Raw genomic sequence first — 17,643 nt, forward strand, 5'->3', positions numbered from 1 at the left:
TTGAGCTCTGGGCGAAATTTCTGCCGATTCCGCTCCGGTGACATGGCTTCAGTGCCGCGGCGCTAAAATCAGCCCGGGCTTTAAATATTTTAGTAAATTCTTATGGACGGCGATTATACAACCAATAACAATTTCATTTCTTTAACGCTATCAACCTTTAACAACAAAGATCGCTACAGTTTTGGCAATAAATCTCCGATCAGATGGCAACAAGGCGACCCGAGGTCGCCTTGTCAGTCAATCAGTTTTCGTGGTCAATCGATGATCCCGCGAGCGCGCAAAATCGCGGTTTTGAAATCGTCTTCTTGGTCTTTTTTCAGCCCTGGAATCATCTCGTTTTTGCCGCTGTTGCGCATTTTCAGGTGATAGATGAGCACGTCATCGGTCAGTGCCTCAAGCGGGCCCTGATAACCGGCTTCAGCGGCCAGTTTGGCGATGAATTGCATCAAATTGAGTTCCTGATCCTTGAGCCATTCGGGTTGCAACAGCTCAACCAGTTCTTCGATACGATGGCATTGCATAACGTTCTCCACACAATTTATAGGTCTTTGTCGTAAGGTATCAGATCCGGCGAGGAACACCAACTATGGGGAGGAGCGAGACGGACGGGCAATAAAAAAGCGCAGTGGAAGCTGCGCTTTTGACTTATGCCGCTTTAACGACTTTATTTGGCGCAGGGGCTGCAAGCGCAGTCTGCTCAACTAAAGTCATCGCAGGCGCTGTTTTTTTGCTAGTCGGAGCAGCCGCGAAACCACTACGACGACGCATTGCACTGCGGTTTGTTTGCGAGAACCTGACGGTTGTTGGGCGCATTAACTTACCTAACTGTCAGGCATATCCATTGCCAAATGAATGGCCTGGCTGACCATGAGTTGGGCTTCAAACACGTTGAAGTTTGGCTCTTTCTGGCGTTCGCCGATCCAATTAATCAGCCAGGAATAATGATATGCATGCATATCGCGAATAGATTAGCAGCTTCCGTTGAATTGATCGACATTTAATCAATCCATTTGGTGTATATACCCGGGCGACGTCCGGGTGTATGTTGGTGATCTCATCCGGGAGCCTGTCACTTTCGGATTTGAGTTTCAGGGAAAAGACAGATTACTATGGGCCTTATTCAAGGAGGTGTGTATGTCGTTTTTCAAGAAAACCCTCGCCAGTTTTGGTATCGGCTCAGCGAAAGTCGACTCGGTGCTGCGCCAGGAAGTGTTGTATCCGGGGCAGACGGTCAACATCACCATTCATGTGTATGGTGGTGCGTCACAACAGGAGATCGACAACATTGAGCTCAAATTGTGCTGCCGTTACATCGACGAGGAGCCGCTCAACCGGGAAAACGGCGGCGGTCAGATGCAGCGGGTCAAACGCACGCACCAATTGGCGCACTGGAGCCTGCCGTACGCGTTTACCATTCATCCGGGTGAGACACGCGATTTTGAGGTCGAGCTGGATGTACCGTGGAACACACCCGTCACCATCGGAGATGCCAAAGTGTGGCTGGAAACCGGGCTCGATATTGCGATGGCGGTCGACCCGAGTGACAAAGACATGTTAACCGTGCGCCCGGATCCACTGATCGACGGTATTTTTACTGAGCTGGAAGCGCAGGGGCTGCGGATTCGTCAGGTGGAGTGTGAGGCCGCCAAAGGTTTTGCGCTGCCGTTTGTGCAGGAGTTTGAGTTTGTGCCGACCACCGGGCCGTATCATGGCCGCTGGCGGGAATTGGAAATTGTGGCTTATCGCGAGGAGGACGAGCTGAAGCTGTGGTTTGAAATCGATCGTAACCGCAGTGGCGGACGGGGTCTGATGGCATCCTTGCTGGGCTCGAATCAGCTCAAACGCCAGTTGAGTATTGCCGCTGGCACCGAGCCCGATCAAGCGGGTAAGCAGGTTCTGGCGTTTCTTGAACAGACGTCGTAACCGTAATTTCAAACTTTAAGCTTACAGGTGTTCGCTTAATATGCCATACTCTGGAGCATGTTTTTTAGACTCCAGAGTAAGGCTTAAAATGTCATCCAACCACACGGCGTACAGCCTACGAGAAGAGATTGCCAATGCCGTCACTCACGGGATCGGCATGGTTCTCGGCATCGTCGGTCTGGTGTTGCTGCTGCTTAAATCGCTGGAGATGGGCGCCGACGCGCTGACCATCACCAGCATGAGTATTTACGGCGGCAGCATGATCGTGCTGTTTCTGGCGTCGACTCTGTATCATGCAATCCCGCATCAAAGCGCCAAGCGGGCGCTGAAAACCTTCGATCATTGTGCCATTTATCTGCTGATCGCCGGCAGTTATACCCCGTTCCTGTTAGTCAGTCTGCGCACGCCGCTGGCGATTGGGCTGATGATCGTGATCTGGAGTATCGCTCTGGTAGGGATCGTGATGAAGCTGGCGTTTGTCTACCGCTTTAAACGTTTGTCCCTGATTACCTATCTGCTGATGGGATGGTTATCCCTGGTGGTGATTTATCAACTGGCGCTTAATCTGGATGTGGGTGGCCTGACTTTGCTGGCCGCTGGCGGGATCATCTATTCGCTGGGGGTGGTTTTTTATGTGGCCAAGCGCATCCCGTTTAACCACGCCATCTGGCATGGGTTTGTGCTGGCGGGCTGCGCCTGTCACTTTTTGGCCATTTATTTCTACGTTGTCCCGATTTAACGGGTCGTCACTTCCACGATTTTCGCACTGATTTGATACTGCTCAGCCTGAGGCACCTTGAGCTTGATGAGGCGACCGTCAGCCGATTGTCTCGGACGCAGGTAGGTGTCTGCCATGCGTTTGATTGACTGCCACACCGGCAGGGTCTCGGTCGTCAATACCTGCCCGTTGGCATCGGCGATCACCAGCTCGAGATTGATTAAAATCACCGACTGCGAGATTTGCTGGTTGGTGATGGACGTCGGAATCACCAGCTGCCCGTCTTGATACTGGGCGGCGCCCAGCAGCACACTCACGCCGGAATCGGACAACTGCAGTGTCGGCTTGTCTGCGCCAGGGGTTACCAGCGTCCCTACGTGGCGGTCGGCAAGCGGAATGGCTTTGGCCGTCACCAGGTTGGCGGCTGGGGTTGCCTCAGCGACACTGGCCGAGGTGGCGATCGCGGCGGCGACCACTGGTGTGGCGTCGGTTGGCGCCGTGTCCTTGACCATATACTGCCAGGTAAAATCATCGTTGAGTCGGACCTGACGGCCATCCTCGAGTGTGACGACCTGAGCCGCCAGGGTTGAAGTGCTGGCGATCAGGCCAGTCAGAGCAATCCAGTGTTTCATGATTGGGTTCCTTAACGTTTCCAGAAGGCCGGAAAAAACAGCACCAGCAAGGTGAGAATCTCCAGTCGTCCCATTAACATGCCGAGGCTGAGTAGCCATTTCGCCGCATCCGGCAGCGGGGCAAAGTTGCCAGTCGGGCCAATCACTGGCCCCATACCCGGGCCGACATTGGCCACCGCAGTGATCGAGCCGGAAATACTGGTGATCGGATCCAAGCCCATGGCACTCAATCCGCCGGCAATCACAATGATGGTCATAAAATACGTCAGACCGAACGCCACCACTGAACGGATAATATCTTCATTCACCGGGCGCTGATTGTAACGCTGTACAAATACGCCCGATGGGTGGATCAGTTTCATCATCTGTTTGTGCAGCATGCTGGTGGCGATCTGAAAGCGGAAGATTTTGATCCCGCCGGACGTCGAGCCGGAGCAGGCGCCGACCATCATCAGAAACGCAAACATGGTGGTCGGCAGTGCACCCCAGGCGGTAAAGTCGCCCAGGCCATAGCCTGTGGTGGTCAGCACCGATACGATATTAAACATGGCGACGCGCAGCGCATCCAGCACGGTATAACCATCGCGCAGACACAGCCAGGCGGCGACGATCAGGCTGGCGGTAAGAAACAGATAGGCAAAACCGCGCACCTGGGCATCGTTGAACAACAGTTGAGGCTTGCGTTTGCGCAGCGCAGCAACAAACAGCAGAAACGGCAATCCTCCCAGGAACATAAACAAAGTGCCAATCCAGTGTGCGCCTTTGGAGAAGTGGTTCATCGAGCCGTCGGAGGTCGAATACCCGCCGGTTGAGAGCGTAGTAAAGGCGTGATTGATCGCTTCAAACGGGGTCATGCCGGTCAGCAGATACCCCAGCATGCACAGCAGCGTCAGGATCAGGTACACCGCGACGATATTTTTTGCCACGGTTTTGGCCCGTGGACTGCTTTTGTCGGACCAGTCGGACGATTCGGTCTGGAACAGTCGCATCCCCCCGACGTTCAGCATTGGCAGGATCGCCACCGCCATAACGATAAAGCCGACCCCACCAAGCCATTGCAGAATCGAGCGCCACAGCAGAATGCTCGGCGCCATATTGTCCAGGCCACTGAGTACTGTCGAACCGGTGGTGGTGATGCCGGACATGGTTTCAAAATAGGCGTCGGTAAAGCTGATGTGGTTGATAAAGACGAACGGCAGCGCCGCAAAGGCACTGGCAATGGTCCACACCAGACTGGTGATCAGAAACATGTCGCGCACGCTGAGCTTAAACTGAGCCGTGCGCCCAACCGACAGACAGATAAACGCCGCCAGGTGGGTGATGATCACCGCCTGACCAAAGTCGATAAAACCGTCGGTGCCTGTGATAAATGCCACCAGTGTCGGCACATACATAAACAGGGCCAGTTTCGAGAGCACCAGCCCGATGACAAACAGAACGGGACGAAAGTTGACCATGCCACCGACCTACAGGAAGAAGGGGCTTGGCTGGAACAGGGCTTCCACGTCCGGAACGTATTTTTTGTCGACCAGGAACATCACCACGTGATCGTCTTGTTCAATCACGGTCCGGTCATGGGCGATCAATACTTCATCGCCCCGTACAATCGCTCCGATGGTGGTGCCGGGAGGGAGTTTGATGTCGCCGATGGCCCGGCCAACCACTTTGGAGGTGGTTTCATCGCCGTGGGCAATGGCTTCGATCGCTTCGGCCGCGCCGCGGCGCAGCGAGGAAACGTTGACGATGTCGGCGCGGCGAACATGAGTCAGCAGGGCGGAAATGGTCGCCTGTTGGGGAGAAATCGCGACGTCAATCACGCCACCTTGCACCAGATCGACATAAGCACCGCGCTGGATAAGCACCATTACTTTCTTGGCGCCCATGCGCTTGGCCAGCATGGCCGACATGATGTTAGTCTCGTCTTCGTTGGTCAGGGCGATAAAGACATCCACCTGATCGATGTTTTCTTCGGTCAGTAATTCCTGATCGGCCGCATCGCCACAAAAAACAATGGTGTTCTCCAGCTCTTCAGACAACTGCTCCGCGCGCTGATAATTACGCTCGATCAGTTTGATGCTGTACGTCTGCTCAAGGCGGCGCGACAAACTGGCACCGATGTTGCCTCCGCCGACGATCATGATGCGGCGATACGGTTTTTCCAGCCGTTGCAGCTCACTCATGACCGAACGGATGTGGTTACTGGCCGCAACAAAGAACACTTCGTCATCGGCTTCGATGATGGTGGTGCCTTGCGGACGGATAGGCCGTCCCTGACGAAAAATCGCCGCCACCCGGGTATCGATGTGTGGCATGTGTTCGCGCAGCGCAGACAGGGCGTTACCCACCAGCGGGCCACCGTAATAGGCTTTCACCGCCACCAGACTGACTTTCTGATCGGCAAAACTGACCACCTGCAGCGCGCCCGGATACTGGATCAGTCGTTCAATGTAGCTGGTCACCAGCTCTTCAGGGGCAATCAGGTGATCGACCGGTACCGCCCCCGACTGGAACAAGGCCTCTTTTTCGGCCAGATATTCGGGGGAGCGGATGCGAGCGACCCGATTAGGGGTGTTAAACAGAGAAAACGCCACCTGACAGGCGGCCATATTGGCCTCATCGGTGTTGGTGACGGCCACCAGCATGTCGGCATCCTGAGCGCCGGCTTCACGCAACACATCCGGATGGCTGGCGTGGCCGTTCACGACCCGTAAATCGTATTTGTCTTGCAACTCGCGCAGGCGATCGCTGTTTTGGTCGACGATGGTGATGTCGTTGTTTTCACCGACCAGGTTTTCCGCCAGAGTACCACCGACCTGACCTGCACCAAGAATGATGATTTTCATATGGTTTTCTCTTGTTTACCACTGAATAGCGGCCACATTGGGCCGCTGAATATGTCCTGTTGTTACGCCGCCTTGGTCAGGACGGCGTAATAAAATCCGTCCATGTCCTCTTCGCCAGGCAGGATTTGACGTCCGGGCTGTTCGGGATCTGAGCCCAGCAATGTTGCGTCTGCGGTACGGGCAAGAAACGCTTTCACCTGTTGGCTGTTCTCTTGTGGAGTGATCGAACAGGTGGCGTAAACCAGCGTACCACCGGGTTTCAACTGCTGCCACATCGCATCCAGGATCTCACTTTGCAGTGCGGCCAGTGCCTCGATATCGTCAGCGCGGCGCAACCATTTGATGTCCGGGTGACGACGAATGACGCCCGTCGCGGAACACGGCGCATCGAGTAGAATGCGATCAAACTGTTCACCTTGCCACCACTGTTGCGGATTTCGTGCGTCGCCGCAAATAACCTGTGCTTCAAGCTTGAGGCGTTTGAGGTTCTCGTGCACCCGTTTAAGACGGGTGTCATCGCAGTCAATCGCCACCACTTGAGCCTGGCTGTGTTCGAGAATATGGGCCGTTTTGCCGCCTGGAGCGGCACAGCAGTCGAGGATCAGCTCGCCGTTCTCTGGGGTGAGATAGTTCACCAACAATTGCGCCGCCGCATCTTGCACCGACACCCAGCCCTGTTCAAAACCAGGCAGAGTGAACACGTCGCGCGGAGCAGCCAGTTTGATGGCATCCTGCGCTTGTGGGTGCAGGGTGCATTCGATCTGTTCCTGCTCCAGCAATGTCAGGTATTCGTCCCGGCTGTGATGCTGGCGGTTGACTCGTAGCCACATCGGAGCTTTGCTGTTGTTGGCGTCGACGATGCTTTGCCATTGCTGCGGGTAGGCGTGTTGCAACAGTTTAAGCAGCCAGCCCGGGTGACCGTATTTGCCCGCATCATGGCTGATCGCCAACGCATCCAACTGCTCTTGATTGCGCTGATAGTTACGCAAAACCGCGTTGATCAGGCCACGCAGGCGTGGGCCTTTGAGTGCTTTGGTCCCTTCGACGGTTTCACCAACAGCGGCGTGTGCCGGGATACGCATAAAGCTCAGTTGGTAAATGCCAACCAGGATCAGGTGATGAAACACTCGTTGTTTGCCTTTGAGCGGCTTATCCATCAGCTCACCCGCGATCGATTCCAATCGGGGCAGGTAACGCAATGCGCCGTAACAGATCTCTTGCAATAAAGCGTGGTCACGGGGTTTGATGGTCTGCTGGGCAGCGGGAAGGGCGGTGGACAGAGACTGGCCTTTATCAACTACCTGAAACAGGACGTTGGCAGCGGCAGCACGAACATTCATAGGGTCACCATAAAAATAGGAGGGCATCTCTGCCCTCAAAAAAGTTCTGATCAATAAAAAGTTAGTTTTGCTCTGGCGAGCTCAGGCGTGTGCCGACTTCAAACCAGTTGGCCCGGGCATTGAGTATGTCCTGCACTGGCAGGGCTTTTTTACCCGGAATTTGCAACTGCTCCAGCACCAGTGTGCCCTGGCCGGTGGCAACCTGAATGCCGTGTTTGTCGGCGCGAAGAATCGTCCCGGCTGGCTGCTCACTGTGTTGTGGCTCAACGCGACTTTGCCATACTTTGATGCTGTTGCCTTCGGCTTCAAAGTGGCTCATCGGCCAAGGATTGAAAGCACGCACGCAGCGTTCAATATGCTCAGCGCTGTCATGCCAGTTGATACGCGCTTCTTCTTTGCTGAGTTTTTTGGCGTAGTTGGCCAGCGTTTCATCTTGTTGGGTGGCAACCGCGCGACCGGCTGCGATATCGCTCAGGCAGTTCGTCAGTGCTTGCGGGCCGAGCACGGCCAGCTTGTCATACATGGAAGCACTGGTGTCGTGACTTTCGATCGGCAACGTGGCGGTCAACAGCATGTCGCCGGTGTCCAGGCCGATGTCCATCTGCATGATGGTGACGCCGGTTTCGGCATCGCCGGCCCAGATCGAGCGCTGGATGGGCGCCGCGCCGCGCCAGCGGGGCAAAATGGAGCCGTGGACGTTGATGCAGCCCAGTTTGGGGGTATCGAGCACCACTTGTGGCAGTAGCATGCCATAGGCGACCACCACCATGATGTCCGCGTTCAGCGCCGCCAGCTCCTGCTGGGCCTGTTCGGACTTGAGGCTTTCCGGTTGGTAAACGGGCAGGTTGTGTTCCAGTGCCAGCTGTTTGACCGGTGGCGCCGCCAGCTTTTTACCACGGCCTGCTGGGCGATCCGGGTTGGTGTACACTGCGATGACGTCGTGCTCCGAAGACAACAACGCCGCCAGATGACGGGCGGCGAAGTCCGGAGTACCAGCGAAGACAATTCGTAATGGCTTGCTCAAGATCTGGCTCCTGTCAGTGTGATTAAGCGTTTTGTTGCTTGTCGTTAAAGCGTTTAATTTTGGCCAGCTTGTCCTGAATGCGTTTGCGTTTCAGCGGTGACAGGTAGTCGACAAACAGCTTGCCCATCAGGTGGTCGAGTTCGTGCTGAACACAAATGGCCAGCAGATCGTCCGCCTCAAAGGTGTACTCTTCGCCCTCGCGGTTTAGGGCTCGGACCGTTACTTCTGCCGCGCGGGGAACCAGAGCACGTGCGCCAGGGACAGACAGACAGCCTTCTTCAATGCCGTCTTCGCCGCGTTTTTCCAGAATTTCTGGGTTGATCAACACCATTGGCTGATCGCGGGTCTCTGAAATATCGATCACGACGATGCGTTGGTGGATGTCCACCTGAGTGGCCGCCAGACCAATACCTTCTTCGTCGTACATGGTTTCCAACATGTCATCGACGATTTTTTGAATCTCAGGAGTCACTTGCTCTACTGGCTTCGCGACAGTACGCAGGCGATCATCCGGGAATGTTAATACTTGTAATACAGACATATACACTCGAATTGTTGAACTGTGCCGAATCAGGCTAAACCTCGTTGGCTCAATTCTAGACATTTTACCACCCAAATGACAGCATTCCGGCGTGATTAATCCTTCCTCTATTCCTATCAAGACCAAGGAAATCAGGTCATGTTGCGACTTTTTCGTTACTTTTCCCTTATCTGGCTGGGGCTGACCAGTATCACCTGGCCTGTGATGGCGGACGAGCCGTTATCGCCACCGGATACTATTCAGATAGTCACAGTCCGTCCTCAGGTACGAGTGCTTCCGGTGGCGAGCCGTGGCGATGGACTGGCCGATGCGCCGCCTGAGTGGGGCACGGCCCGGCTGCTGAGTGCGGATCAGTTTGCCGCGGCGCCTTTGGTGGTCGGCGGCAGTGAGGCACGTGATTACTTAACCAGTGCGCATGTGATTGCGCTGGCAGGGCAGCATACCGAATTGCACTGGTCGATTTGGCGGCCGATGCAGCGTGTCGCGTTCGCTGAGGCCGAGGCCGAGGTCGTGGCGCTGCGTCAGGTGGCCAACGCGCGACTGACGGCATCGCACACCGCGTTCAGTGTGCTGCAACTTGGATGGCTGCAACAGGAAGTGCGTGCGGGGGACATTGCACTGCCCTTTCGCACCGCATCGCGCTTGCAGCCAGGACAAAGTGTGCAGATGAACCCCGACGTGGTGATCGTCAGCAGCCTTGACGGGCGGCGTTATCTGGACGCTGGGCAATGGCTGATACTTCGTCAACAAGAGGGAACGACCTTACAAGCCGGCCAGCGGCTAGGATTGTCTCAACCGGGGGCCCAATTGGATGAACTGGCATGGACGCTGCCCGAACGTGCCATCGGGCAGTTGATGGTCACTCAGGTCAAATCCCCCTTTGCTTTGGCGCTGATCACCGACAGTGTGGCGCCGGTTAGTCAGGCGACACGGGTGGTTGCATGGTAACCGTGAGTGATGCTGAGCTGTTGGCTTGGCTGACTCTTACCGCGGTGCCCAAACTGGGTAGCCGTGGCCTGAGTCATCTGCTGGCCAGAGCCAGTCCGCAGGCACTGGTGAACCTTTGCTCGGCAGAGCTGGCCGCGCTGGGGCTGAGTCCGGAGCAAATCCGCTTTTTACACCACCAGGCACCGGCGATCGCACTGTCGTGCCTGGAGTGGCGAGCACAAAGTGCAGACCGGCATATTTTGACCAGTCAGTGCGCGGCGTATCCGGCGCTGCTGAAACAGGTTCCGTCACCGCCTCCCCAGTTGTTTGTGTCGGGCAGGCTGGCCTGTTTGGCTGAGCCTCAATTGGCGATGGTGGGAAGCCGTAATGCCAGTGTGGACGGGCTGGCATGCGCCAAGGCCTTTGCGACGGAGTTCAGCCGGCATGGACTGGTTGTCACCAGCGGGCTGGCGCTTGGCATCGACGGGCATGCGCACGATGGTGCTTTATTGGGCGATGGTGAGACGGTGGCGGTGCTTGGCAGTGGTCTACAACACCTTTATCCGGCCCGGCATCGAAAACTGGCCGAGCGTATCCGTGAGCAAGGTGCGTTGGTGTCGGAGTTTCGTCCGGATGCCAAACCTCGCGCTGAGCATTTTCCGCGCCGTAACCGGATCATTAGCGGTTTGTCGGTTGGGGTGCTGGTGGTGGAAGCCGCAGAAAAAAGTGGCTCTTTGATCACGGCACGCTATGCGGCCGAGCAGGGCAGGGATGTGTTTGCCTTGCCAGGATCGATTCACAGCCCGACCAGTCGCGGTGGTAACCAACTGATAAAAAACGGTGCTTGCCTTGTGCAAAGTGCAAAAGACGTCTTAGATGAAATAGAGAACTTGGTAAACTGGTCTGTGTCTCAAAGCCCGTACCCACAGCCGGCGCTGTTTACGCAAAATGACAGCAGAGAAGAATTGCCATTTGCCGAGCTGTTAGCTAACGTAGGGAATGAGGCGACACCAGTTGATATTCTTGCAAACAGGACCAATATACCTGTGCATGAAGTCATGATGCAGCTCCTGGAGCTAGAGCTCTCAGGGCACGTTGTTGCAGTTACAGGTGGCTATATTCGTAAGGGGAGGGGCTAGCTATGATGATGGACATACTGATGTATTTGTTCGAAACCTACATCCATAGCGATGCAGAGTTACAGGTGGACCAGGACGAACTGGAAGAAGAACTGCTTCGTGCCGGGTTTCACCAGAAAGATATTTATAAGGCTCTCCAATGGTTAGAGGATTTGGCCGCGTTGCAACAGAGCGATACGCATTCTGCGATCGCCACCAGTGCCGCAACATCGTCGCGTATTTATACGCCGAAAGAGATGGAGCGTCTGGATCTGGAGTGCCGGGGTTTTCTTCTGTTCCTGGAGCAAATTAAAGTGTTGACCAGTGAAACCCGCGAGATGGTGATTGACCGGGTGATGGGATTGGAAACCCACGAGTTTGAGCTGGATGACCTCAAATGGATCATTCTGATGGTGCTGTTCAATGTACCGGGGAATGAAAATGCCTATACGCTAATGGAAGAGCTGTTGTACACCAAAGAGCAGGGTATTCTGCACTGAGTTCTTCGCCTGGCTATGAGTAACAAAATCGACGACAAACTGTTTTCCGCCCATGAACATGCACTGGAGCACGAGCCGTGCCCGGTCTGTGGTGGAAAATTGCAATTGCGCCATGGAAAACATGGCGCCTTTCTTGGCTGCTCGCATTACCCAGCTTGTGATTACCTCCGTCCGTTGCACCAGAATGATGGTCACATTGTTAAAGAACTGGGTGTGCCGTGTCCTGAGTGCGGCAGTGAACTGGTTCTGCGGCAGGGACGTTACGGGATGTTCATTGGCTGCAGTGCCTACCCTCAATGTCACCATATTGAATCTCCAGACAAACCTCCGCAGGCGGAGTCAGCGCAGTTTGGTTGTCCAGAGTGTGGCAAGGGGCATCTGGTAGAGCGCAAAACTCGTTTCGGTAAGCTGTTCTACGCCTGTGACCATTACCCTAAATGCAAATTTGCTGTGAACCAACCGCCGTTGGCGGGAGTTTGCGAGGTGTGTCATTACCCGCTGCTGGTTGAGAAGAAACTGGTCAGTGGTGTGCGGCGACAGTGTGCCAATCGGAAGTGCCAGCACCTGCAGCATGAAGCATAAAAAACGGCGCCGAAAGCGCCGTTTTTTTACTGCCGTTTGTTGGCAAACGCATGGACCGCCGGATAGTGCTCCGGAGCGAGTACATCCGCCAGCGCACACAGGCTGCGTTGTAGCTCACCACTGTAATCACCACACACATTAATGTGGCCCATTTTGCGTCCTGCGCGTTGCACTTTACCGTACCAGTGTACGTGCACACCCGGCATGGCCAGCAGGGCATCTGGAACCTGATCCTGACCAAGAATGTTAATCATGGCGGTTTCGCGGATCAGTTTGGTGCTGCCAAGTGGCAGGCCACACACTGCACGCAGATGGTTTTCAAACTGACAGGTTTCCGCACCTTGTTGGGTCCAGTGGCCGGAGTTGTGTACGCGTGGCGCAATTTCATTCACCAGCAGTGCCCCCCCGACATCAAAGAACTCCAGTGCCAGCACCCCAACGTAGTTTAGACTGTCGGCCACGGCACGGAACATCTGCTTGGCCTCTGCCTGAAGCTCCGGGGCATCAATGGCGGTGGACAGGCTCAGTACGCCATCGACATGCACGTTTTCCGCCAGCGGGTACACCGCGATGTCTCCATTTTTGCTGCGGGCGCCCACTAAGGAAACTTCGCGATCAAAGGCGACAAACTCTTCGGCAACAATGGCTTGCTGGTCTGAGGCGGCCAGAGCCTGCGCCATTTCCGCCCAGACTGCCTCAGCGTGCTGCCTATCTTTCAGTCGCCACTGACCTTTGCCATCGTAGCCGCCCAATGCGGTTTTGAGCACCATCGGCACACCCACTTCAGCAATCGCTGCATCAAAATCGGCGCGTTGGGTGATCACGGCGTGTTTGGCATTGCGTACGCCAGCGGTGTCCAGTAGTGCCTTTTCCAGGCGTCGATCGCCGCCTGCTTTGATCGCTCGCGTGGTTGGCAGAAACTTTCCGCTGCGCTCACACGCATCCAGCACCGCATGGGGAATGTGTTCAAACTCAGCGGTGATCACATCTGCTTGTTCGATGGCGTTGCCCAAGCCATGACCCAGTATGGTTTGAGTCAGTGGATGGACGATGTTTTCGCTGACCACATCAAAGGCGGTGATCTGTATGTTGAGTGGCGCTCCGGCCAGTGACATCATACGTGCCAGTTGTCCGGCACCCAGTACCAGTACGTGCATGGTGTTACTCTCCGGCCGGGTTCGGGTTCGCCAGTACCGTTTCGGTCTGCGCGCTGCGGAACGCTTCCACTTTGGCCATGACAGCGTCATCAAAGGTACCGATTATCTGGGCCGCTAGCAGGCCAGCGTTCGCCGCACCGGCTTCACCAATCGCCAATGTGCCGACCGCGATGCCTTTGGGCATCTGTACAATCGAATAGAGGGAGTCGAGACCGGACAGCGCACGCGACTGAACCGGCACACCCAGAACCGGTAAACTGGTAAAGGCGGCCGTCATGCCTGGCAGGTGAGCTGCGCCACCGGCCCCTGCGATGATCACTTTCAGGCCACGTTGTTTGGCGCTGGTGGCATAGTCGGCCAGCAGGTGCGGGGTGCGGTGGGCGGAAACCACTTTGGTTTCGTACGCCACGCCGAACTGATCGAGCATTTCTGCTGCAAGTTTCATTGTTGGCCAGTCTGACTGAGACCCCATGATGATACCGACTTTCATCTCTAACTCCTTCGTGCTGCAAATCTAGGTGATGTCTCTCGTGGTTTCCACGAGTTGCGTGCGCATTATACGGGGATTTTTCTCTCAGGCAAACGTTTGCGCCGAGGTGGTTCGGCTGATTGATACATTCTATAAATAAATTGCTTTAGTCAGCGCCAGCGATTGTTTGTACACTTAGCGCAAATCAACGCAAGTAGAGAAAGGAAGTTAAGGTGGATAACTTTGAACAAGCACTGAATGCACTCCGCCAGGGGGAAGTGATTGCTTACCCGACCGAGGGGGTTTTCGGTGTGGGGTGTGATCCGGATAACCCGGAAGCGATTGCCAAATTGCTCAAACTGAAGCAGCGCCCGGTAGAAAAAGGCCTGATTTTGATCGCCGCCAGTTACGACCAATTACTGCCGTACATTGATGAATCCCAGCTCACTGCGGAGCAACTGGACAAGGTTCACGCCACATGGCCCGGGCCTGTGACGTGGATTATGCCATGCAGCGATAAAGTGTCGGATTGGGTATCGGGTCAGTTTGATTCAATTGCAGTGCGTGTGACGGATCATCCTTTGGTGCAAAAAATGTGTGATGCGTTTGGAAAACCGTTAACCTCTACCAGCGCGAATCTGAGCGGTCAGCCGCCGTGCATGACCACAGAAGAAGTTGAGCAACAACTGGGCGAGCAACTGGTGGCAATTCTGCACGGAGAAACGGGCGGCCGTGACAAACCGAGTGAGATTCGTGACGCAAAAACATCGCAAATATTAAGACAGGGTTAACCCTGCGCAGTCGTAAAGGAAGGTAAAAAGATGTCAGCCATAGATAAACAGGCAGTGAAGCAGTTTCTGATCGAGCTGCAAGATTCGATTTGTCAGCAATTAGAGCAGGTAGACGGCCACGCTGTGTTTGTCGAAGATGCCTGGCATCGTGAGCCGGGAGAGCGACTGGGCGGTGGTGGTCGGACCCGGGTGATGAAAAATGGTGCGGTGTTTGAGCAAGGCGGCGTTAACTTTTCCCACGTTGCGGGTCAGCAGATGCCGGCTTCGGCAACCGCCCATCGTCCGGAGTTGGCGGGGCGCCGGTTCGAAGCGATGGGCGTGTCGTTGGTGATGCACCCCAACAATCCCTATGTGCCGACCTCACACGCCAACGTACGTTTCTTTATTGCTGAAAAAGAAGGCGAAGATCCGATCTGGTGGTTTGGCGGCGGCTTCGATTTAACGCCATTCTATCCCTTCGAACAAGACTGCCACTCCTGGCACGACACGGCCAAAGCACTGTGTGCACCGTTTGGCGATGAGGTGTACGCGGAGCACAAAGCCTGGTGTGATAACTATTTCTTCCTGCCGCACCGCGATGAGACCCGTGGAATTGGCGGTCTGTTTTTTGATGATTTGAATCAGTGGCCGTTTGAGACCTGTTTTGCGTACATCAAAGCTGTCGGGGAAGGGTACGCCGAAGCGTATCTCCCAATTGTGCAGCGGCGCAAAGACACACCATATGGTGAACGTGAGCGCGAGTTTCAGCTTTATCGTCGTGGCCGCTACGTGGAATTTAACCTGGTGTACGATCGGGGGACCCTGTTTGGCTTGCAAAGTGGGGGCCGGACCGAGTCTATCTTGATGTCAATGCCGCCTTTGGCGCGGTGGGAATATCGTTATCAGGTTGAGCCTGGCAGCGCTGAAGCTGAACTCTATGAGCATTACCTCAAGCCACGCGCCTGGTAAGACTTTCTTCTGTATAGGGTTAGTGATAGGGTCATTGGGTAACAATGACCCTTTTCGTTTTGTGGCAGGAACACAATGATTCAACCAGTTGACCGCTATGCCGTATTTGGCAATCCGATCGGACACAGTAAATCTCCGTTTATTCATACCCTGTTTGCCCGTCAGACGAACCAGCCATTAACCTACACGGCTGAGTTAGTGCCAGTGGATGGCTTTATGGATGCGGCGCGTCAGTTTTTTGCCAGCGGAGGCAAGGGGTGTAATGTCACTGTGCCATTTAAAGAAGACGCCGTGCAGTTTGCTACTCGTCTTACTGAACGTGCGCAGCTGGCCGGTGCCGTGAACACGCTGAAGAAACTTGATGATGGCGGCATTTTAGGTGACAACACCGATGGCGAAGGCTTGGTTCAGGACTTGTTGCAGTATCAGGTGCCTCTGCAAGGGGCCCGTATTTTGCTCATCGGGGCCGGCGGTGCGGCACGTGGTGTGCTCAAGCCTTTGCTTGACCAACATCCGGCTGAGATCGTCATCACCAATCGTACCCTTGCCAAAGCCGAACAGCTGGCCACGCTGTTTTCTCACTATGGTGCGATCAAGGCCGTGGCCATGAAAGAGATAGACCAGGGGTTTGATGTGGTGATCAATTCGACCTCCGCGAGCCTGAGCGGTGAGCTGCCGGCCGTTTCGGCGGCCATCTTTACCCCCAGCACTTACGCGTACGATATGATGTATGGCGCGGGTAAAACCGCCTTTAATCAATGGGCGAGTGATAATGGGGCGGTGGCGGCTTATGATGGTTTGGGGATGCTGGTGGGACAAGCAGCAGAAAGCTTTATGTTGTGGCGCGGTTTGCGTCCTGGCACCCGGCAAATTTTACGTGAATTAAGAAAGAACCTGGAAGGTCAGTAATGAATCAGTCAATCTTGTTTCCGGACGTACAGAACTGGGACGAAGAGCGCCAGGCGGTTGTCTTCCCGGCTCAGCAGTCGGGCGCGTTGATCGAGTGCATTGTGGCCGCTAGTGAGTTGGCCAAGTTATCCGGTCAGCCTGTCTGTGGAGCACAACAGGCAGTTGACGCGTTTACCGGGCTGCGCTTTGATTTGGAAGAGTTGGCCGAAGCTTTGATCGAAGATGAAGAGTTCAATCCGTTCGGCCAGATCGAGATCATCAGTTGATGACGGTGACTTGAGTCAGATAGTCATTTTTATTCTGTACATAGTTATCGGCGGATTTCTGTAAGAAGGCGCGTTCCTTATCACTGAGTGGACGTGCTTGTTTGACCGGGCTGCCCACATACAGGTAGCCACTCTCCAGACGCTTTCCCGGAGGCACCAGACTTCCGGCCCCGACCATAACGTCCTCTTCTATTATTACCCCGTCCAGGATGATAGCGCCCATCCCGACCAATACCCGGTCAGCAATGGTACAACCGTGTAACATAACTTTATGGCCGATAGTGACATCATTGCCAATGATCAGAGGATAACCGTCTGGGTTCTCACTATTCTTATGCGTGACATGCAGGACGCTGCCATCCTGAACATTTGTGCGTTGGCCAATTCGGATCTGATTAATGTCACCACGGGCGGCAACGAACGGCCAGATACTGCTGTCGTCGCCGATAGTAATGTCACCGACCAACACAGAGCTTGAGTCGATGTAAACATGGGCGCCTATTTGGGGAGCAATTCCTTTGTAGCTGCGCAAAGCACTCATAATTTCTCCTTATATAGAGGTAAGAATGGCATTTTTGACTATGAAGAATGATGAAAATGACGAGCTTTGCATAGAAAATACGCAAACAATAAAAAAATCAAAAAAAACGCGAAAAAGGGCTTGCCAACGTGACGGCGATCTCTATAATGCCCCCTCGCTGACACGGGAACGCTTCGAAAGAAACAGAGCCGGGTGAGCAGGTCAATTAGCCAAGCGGAAATGCTTGAAAAAAGTTTGAAAAAAGTGGTTGACACTAAACTTTATCTCGCTAAAATGACCGCCTCTTCCGAAGTGATGCAAGTCACAAAGAAGAACAGCTCTTTAACAATATAAACCTATCAATCTGTGTGGGCACTCGTTGATGATAATCCAAATTGATGTTTCGACATCAACTTAGGTTTCAATGATACGAAG

General features: G+C 54.6%; 20 protein-coding genes. 10 read left to right on the plus strand and 10 right to left on the minus strand.

Annotation, left to right across the window (positions count from 1 at the left end; translation table 11 throughout):
- Window positions 1–254 precede the first annotated feature (254 nt).
- The gene (locus tag CAG65_RS18000) at window positions 255–521 is read right to left on the minus strand and encodes a YihD family protein (RefSeq protein WP_021706996.1); all 267 of its coding nucleotides are present in this window, start codon (window positions 519–521) and stop codon (window positions 255–257) included.
- A 613-nt stretch (window positions 522–1,134) separates the two neighbouring features.
- Here CAG65_RS18000 and CAG65_RS18005 point away from each other — a divergent pair.
- Window positions 1,135–1,923 (plus strand): sporulation protein, encoded by a 789-nt coding sequence (locus CAG65_RS18005; protein WP_161454517.1) that lies wholly within the window; start codon window positions 1,135–1,137, stop codon window positions 1,921–1,923.
- An 88-nt stretch (window positions 1,924–2,011) separates the two neighbouring features.
- On the plus strand, window positions 2,012–2,662 hold the full coding sequence (gene trhA, locus CAG65_RS18010; protein ID WP_161454518.1) for a PAQR family membrane homeostasis protein TrhA: 651 nt from the start codon (window positions 2,012–2,014) through the stop codon (window positions 2,660–2,662).
- Here the strand turns inward: trhA and CAG65_RS18015 are convergent.
- The 6 genes from CAG65_RS18015 to def all read right to left on the minus strand — a co-directional run bounded on the left by CAG65_RS18015 (window position 2,659) and on the right by def (window position 9,021).
- Window positions 2,659–3,273 carry a DUF3157 family protein gene (locus CAG65_RS18015; protein WP_161454519.1) on the minus strand — a complete coding sequence of 205 codons (615 nt, stop codon included), beginning with the start codon at window positions 3,271–3,273 and terminating at the stop codon, window positions 2,659–2,661. The genes trhA and CAG65_RS18015 overlap by 4 nt on opposite strands.
- 11 nt (window positions 3,274–3,284) lie before the next feature.
- Window positions 3,285–4,730, minus strand: a complete 1,446-nt coding sequence (locus CAG65_RS18020) for a TrkH family potassium uptake protein (RefSeq protein WP_021706992.1) — start codon at window positions 4,728–4,730, stop codon at window positions 3,285–3,287.
- 9 nt (window positions 4,731–4,739) lie between these two features.
- Window positions 4,740–6,116, minus strand: coding sequence for a Trk system potassium transporter TrkA (gene trkA, locus CAG65_RS18025; protein WP_021706991.1), 1,377 nt, complete (start codon window positions 6,114–6,116; stop codon window positions 4,740–4,742).
- Window positions 6,117–6,178: 62 nt separating this feature from the next.
- Window positions 6,179–7,456: a 16S rRNA (cytosine(967)-C(5))-methyltransferase RsmB gene (rsmB, locus tag CAG65_RS18030; protein WP_161454520.1), complete on the minus strand. Its 1,278-nt coding sequence runs from the start codon at window positions 7,454–7,456 to the stop codon at window positions 6,179–6,181.
- Window positions 7,457–7,517: 61 nt separating this feature from the next.
- Complete coding sequence (gene fmt / locus CAG65_RS18035; protein ID WP_021706989.1) at window positions 7,518–8,480, minus strand: methionyl-tRNA formyltransferase; 963 nt, start codon at window positions 8,478–8,480, stop codon at window positions 7,518–7,520.
- A gap of 22 nt (window positions 8,481–8,502) precedes the next feature.
- Entirely contained in the window at window positions 8,503–9,021 is a 519-nt protein-coding gene (gene def, locus CAG65_RS18040) for a peptide deformylase (protein ID WP_237668248.1), read from the minus strand.
- Between the two features lie 138 nt (window positions 9,022–9,159).
- Here def and CAG65_RS18045 point away from each other — a divergent pair, with 138 nt between their 5' ends.
- From CAG65_RS18045 to CAG65_RS18060, 4 genes are read left to right on the plus strand one after another with little or no spacing between them, the layout of a single operon-like run.
- Entirely contained in the window at window positions 9,160–9,969 is an 810-nt protein-coding gene (locus tag CAG65_RS18045; protein ID WP_161454522.1) for a hypothetical protein, read from the plus strand.
- Between the two features lie 2 nt (window positions 9,970–9,971).
- Window positions 9,972–11,087 carry a DNA-processing protein DprA gene (dprA, locus tag CAG65_RS18050; protein WP_161454529.1) on the plus strand — a complete coding sequence of 372 codons (1,116 nt, stop codon included), beginning with the start codon at window positions 9,972–9,974 and terminating at the stop codon, window positions 11,085–11,087.
- A gap of 2 nt (window positions 11,088–11,089) precedes the next feature.
- Window positions 11,090–11,566, plus strand: a complete 477-nt coding sequence (locus tag CAG65_RS18055; RefSeq protein ID WP_021706985.1) for a DUF494 family protein — start codon at window positions 11,090–11,092, stop codon at window positions 11,564–11,566.
- A 15-nt stretch (window positions 11,567–11,581) separates the two neighbouring features.
- Window positions 11,582–12,148, plus strand: coding sequence for a DNA topoisomerase family protein (locus tag CAG65_RS18060; RefSeq protein ID WP_021706984.1), 567 nt, complete (start codon window positions 11,582–11,584; stop codon window positions 12,146–12,148).
- Between the two features lie 26 nt (window positions 12,149–12,174).
- Here CAG65_RS18060 and CAG65_RS18065 read toward each other — a convergent pair whose 3' ends face one another.
- Window positions 12,175–13,305 (minus strand): 5-(carboxyamino)imidazole ribonucleotide synthase, encoded by a 1,131-nt coding sequence (locus tag CAG65_RS18065; protein WP_161454523.1) that lies wholly within the window; start codon window positions 13,303–13,305, stop codon window positions 12,175–12,177.
- Between the two features lie 4 nt (window positions 13,306–13,309).
- On the minus strand, window positions 13,310–13,795 hold the full coding sequence (purE, locus tag CAG65_RS18070) for a 5-(carboxyamino)imidazole ribonucleotide mutase (RefSeq protein WP_021706982.1): 486 nt from the start codon (window positions 13,793–13,795) through the stop codon (window positions 13,310–13,312).
- 212 nt (window positions 13,796–14,007) lie between these two features.
- Between purE and CAG65_RS18075 the strand changes: the two genes are divergently transcribed.
- The 4 genes from CAG65_RS18075 (at window position 14,008) to CAG65_RS18090 (ending at window position 16,688) form a co-directional block, all read left to right on the plus strand.
- The gene (locus tag CAG65_RS18075) at window positions 14,008–14,565 is read left to right on the plus strand and encodes an L-threonylcarbamoyladenylate synthase (protein WP_161454524.1); all 558 of its coding nucleotides are present in this window, start codon (window positions 14,008–14,010) and stop codon (window positions 14,563–14,565) included.
- Between the two features lie 30 nt (window positions 14,566–14,595).
- Window positions 14,596–15,513, plus strand: coding sequence for an oxygen-dependent coproporphyrinogen oxidase (hemF, locus tag CAG65_RS18080; protein WP_161454525.1), 918 nt, complete (start codon window positions 14,596–14,598; stop codon window positions 15,511–15,513).
- A 75-nt stretch (window positions 15,514–15,588) separates the two neighbouring features.
- Window positions 15,589–16,422 (plus strand): shikimate dehydrogenase, encoded by an 834-nt coding sequence (gene aroE / locus CAG65_RS18085; protein WP_161454526.1) that lies wholly within the window; start codon window positions 15,589–15,591, stop codon window positions 16,420–16,422.
- Window positions 16,422–16,688 (plus strand): DUF1488 domain-containing protein, encoded by a 267-nt coding sequence (locus tag CAG65_RS18090; RefSeq protein ID WP_161454527.1) that lies wholly within the window; start codon window positions 16,422–16,424, stop codon window positions 16,686–16,688. Before aroE ends, CAG65_RS18090 begins: the two co-directional genes overlap by 1 nt.
- On the opposite strand, the gene CAG65_RS18095 is transcribed toward CAG65_RS18090, so the two are convergent.
- Window positions 16,681–17,229, minus strand: coding sequence for a gamma carbonic anhydrase family protein (locus CAG65_RS18095; protein WP_161454528.1), 549 nt, complete (start codon window positions 17,227–17,229; stop codon window positions 16,681–16,683). The two genes, CAG65_RS18090 and CAG65_RS18095, sit on opposite strands and share 8 nt — an antisense overlap.
- Window positions 17,230–17,643 lie beyond the last annotated feature (414 nt).

Source organism: Vibrio sp. V39_P1S14PM300, assembly GCF_009904765.1.
GTDB classification, from domain to species: Bacteria; Pseudomonadota; Gammaproteobacteria; order Enterobacterales; family Vibrionaceae; genus Vibrio; species Vibrio proteolyticus.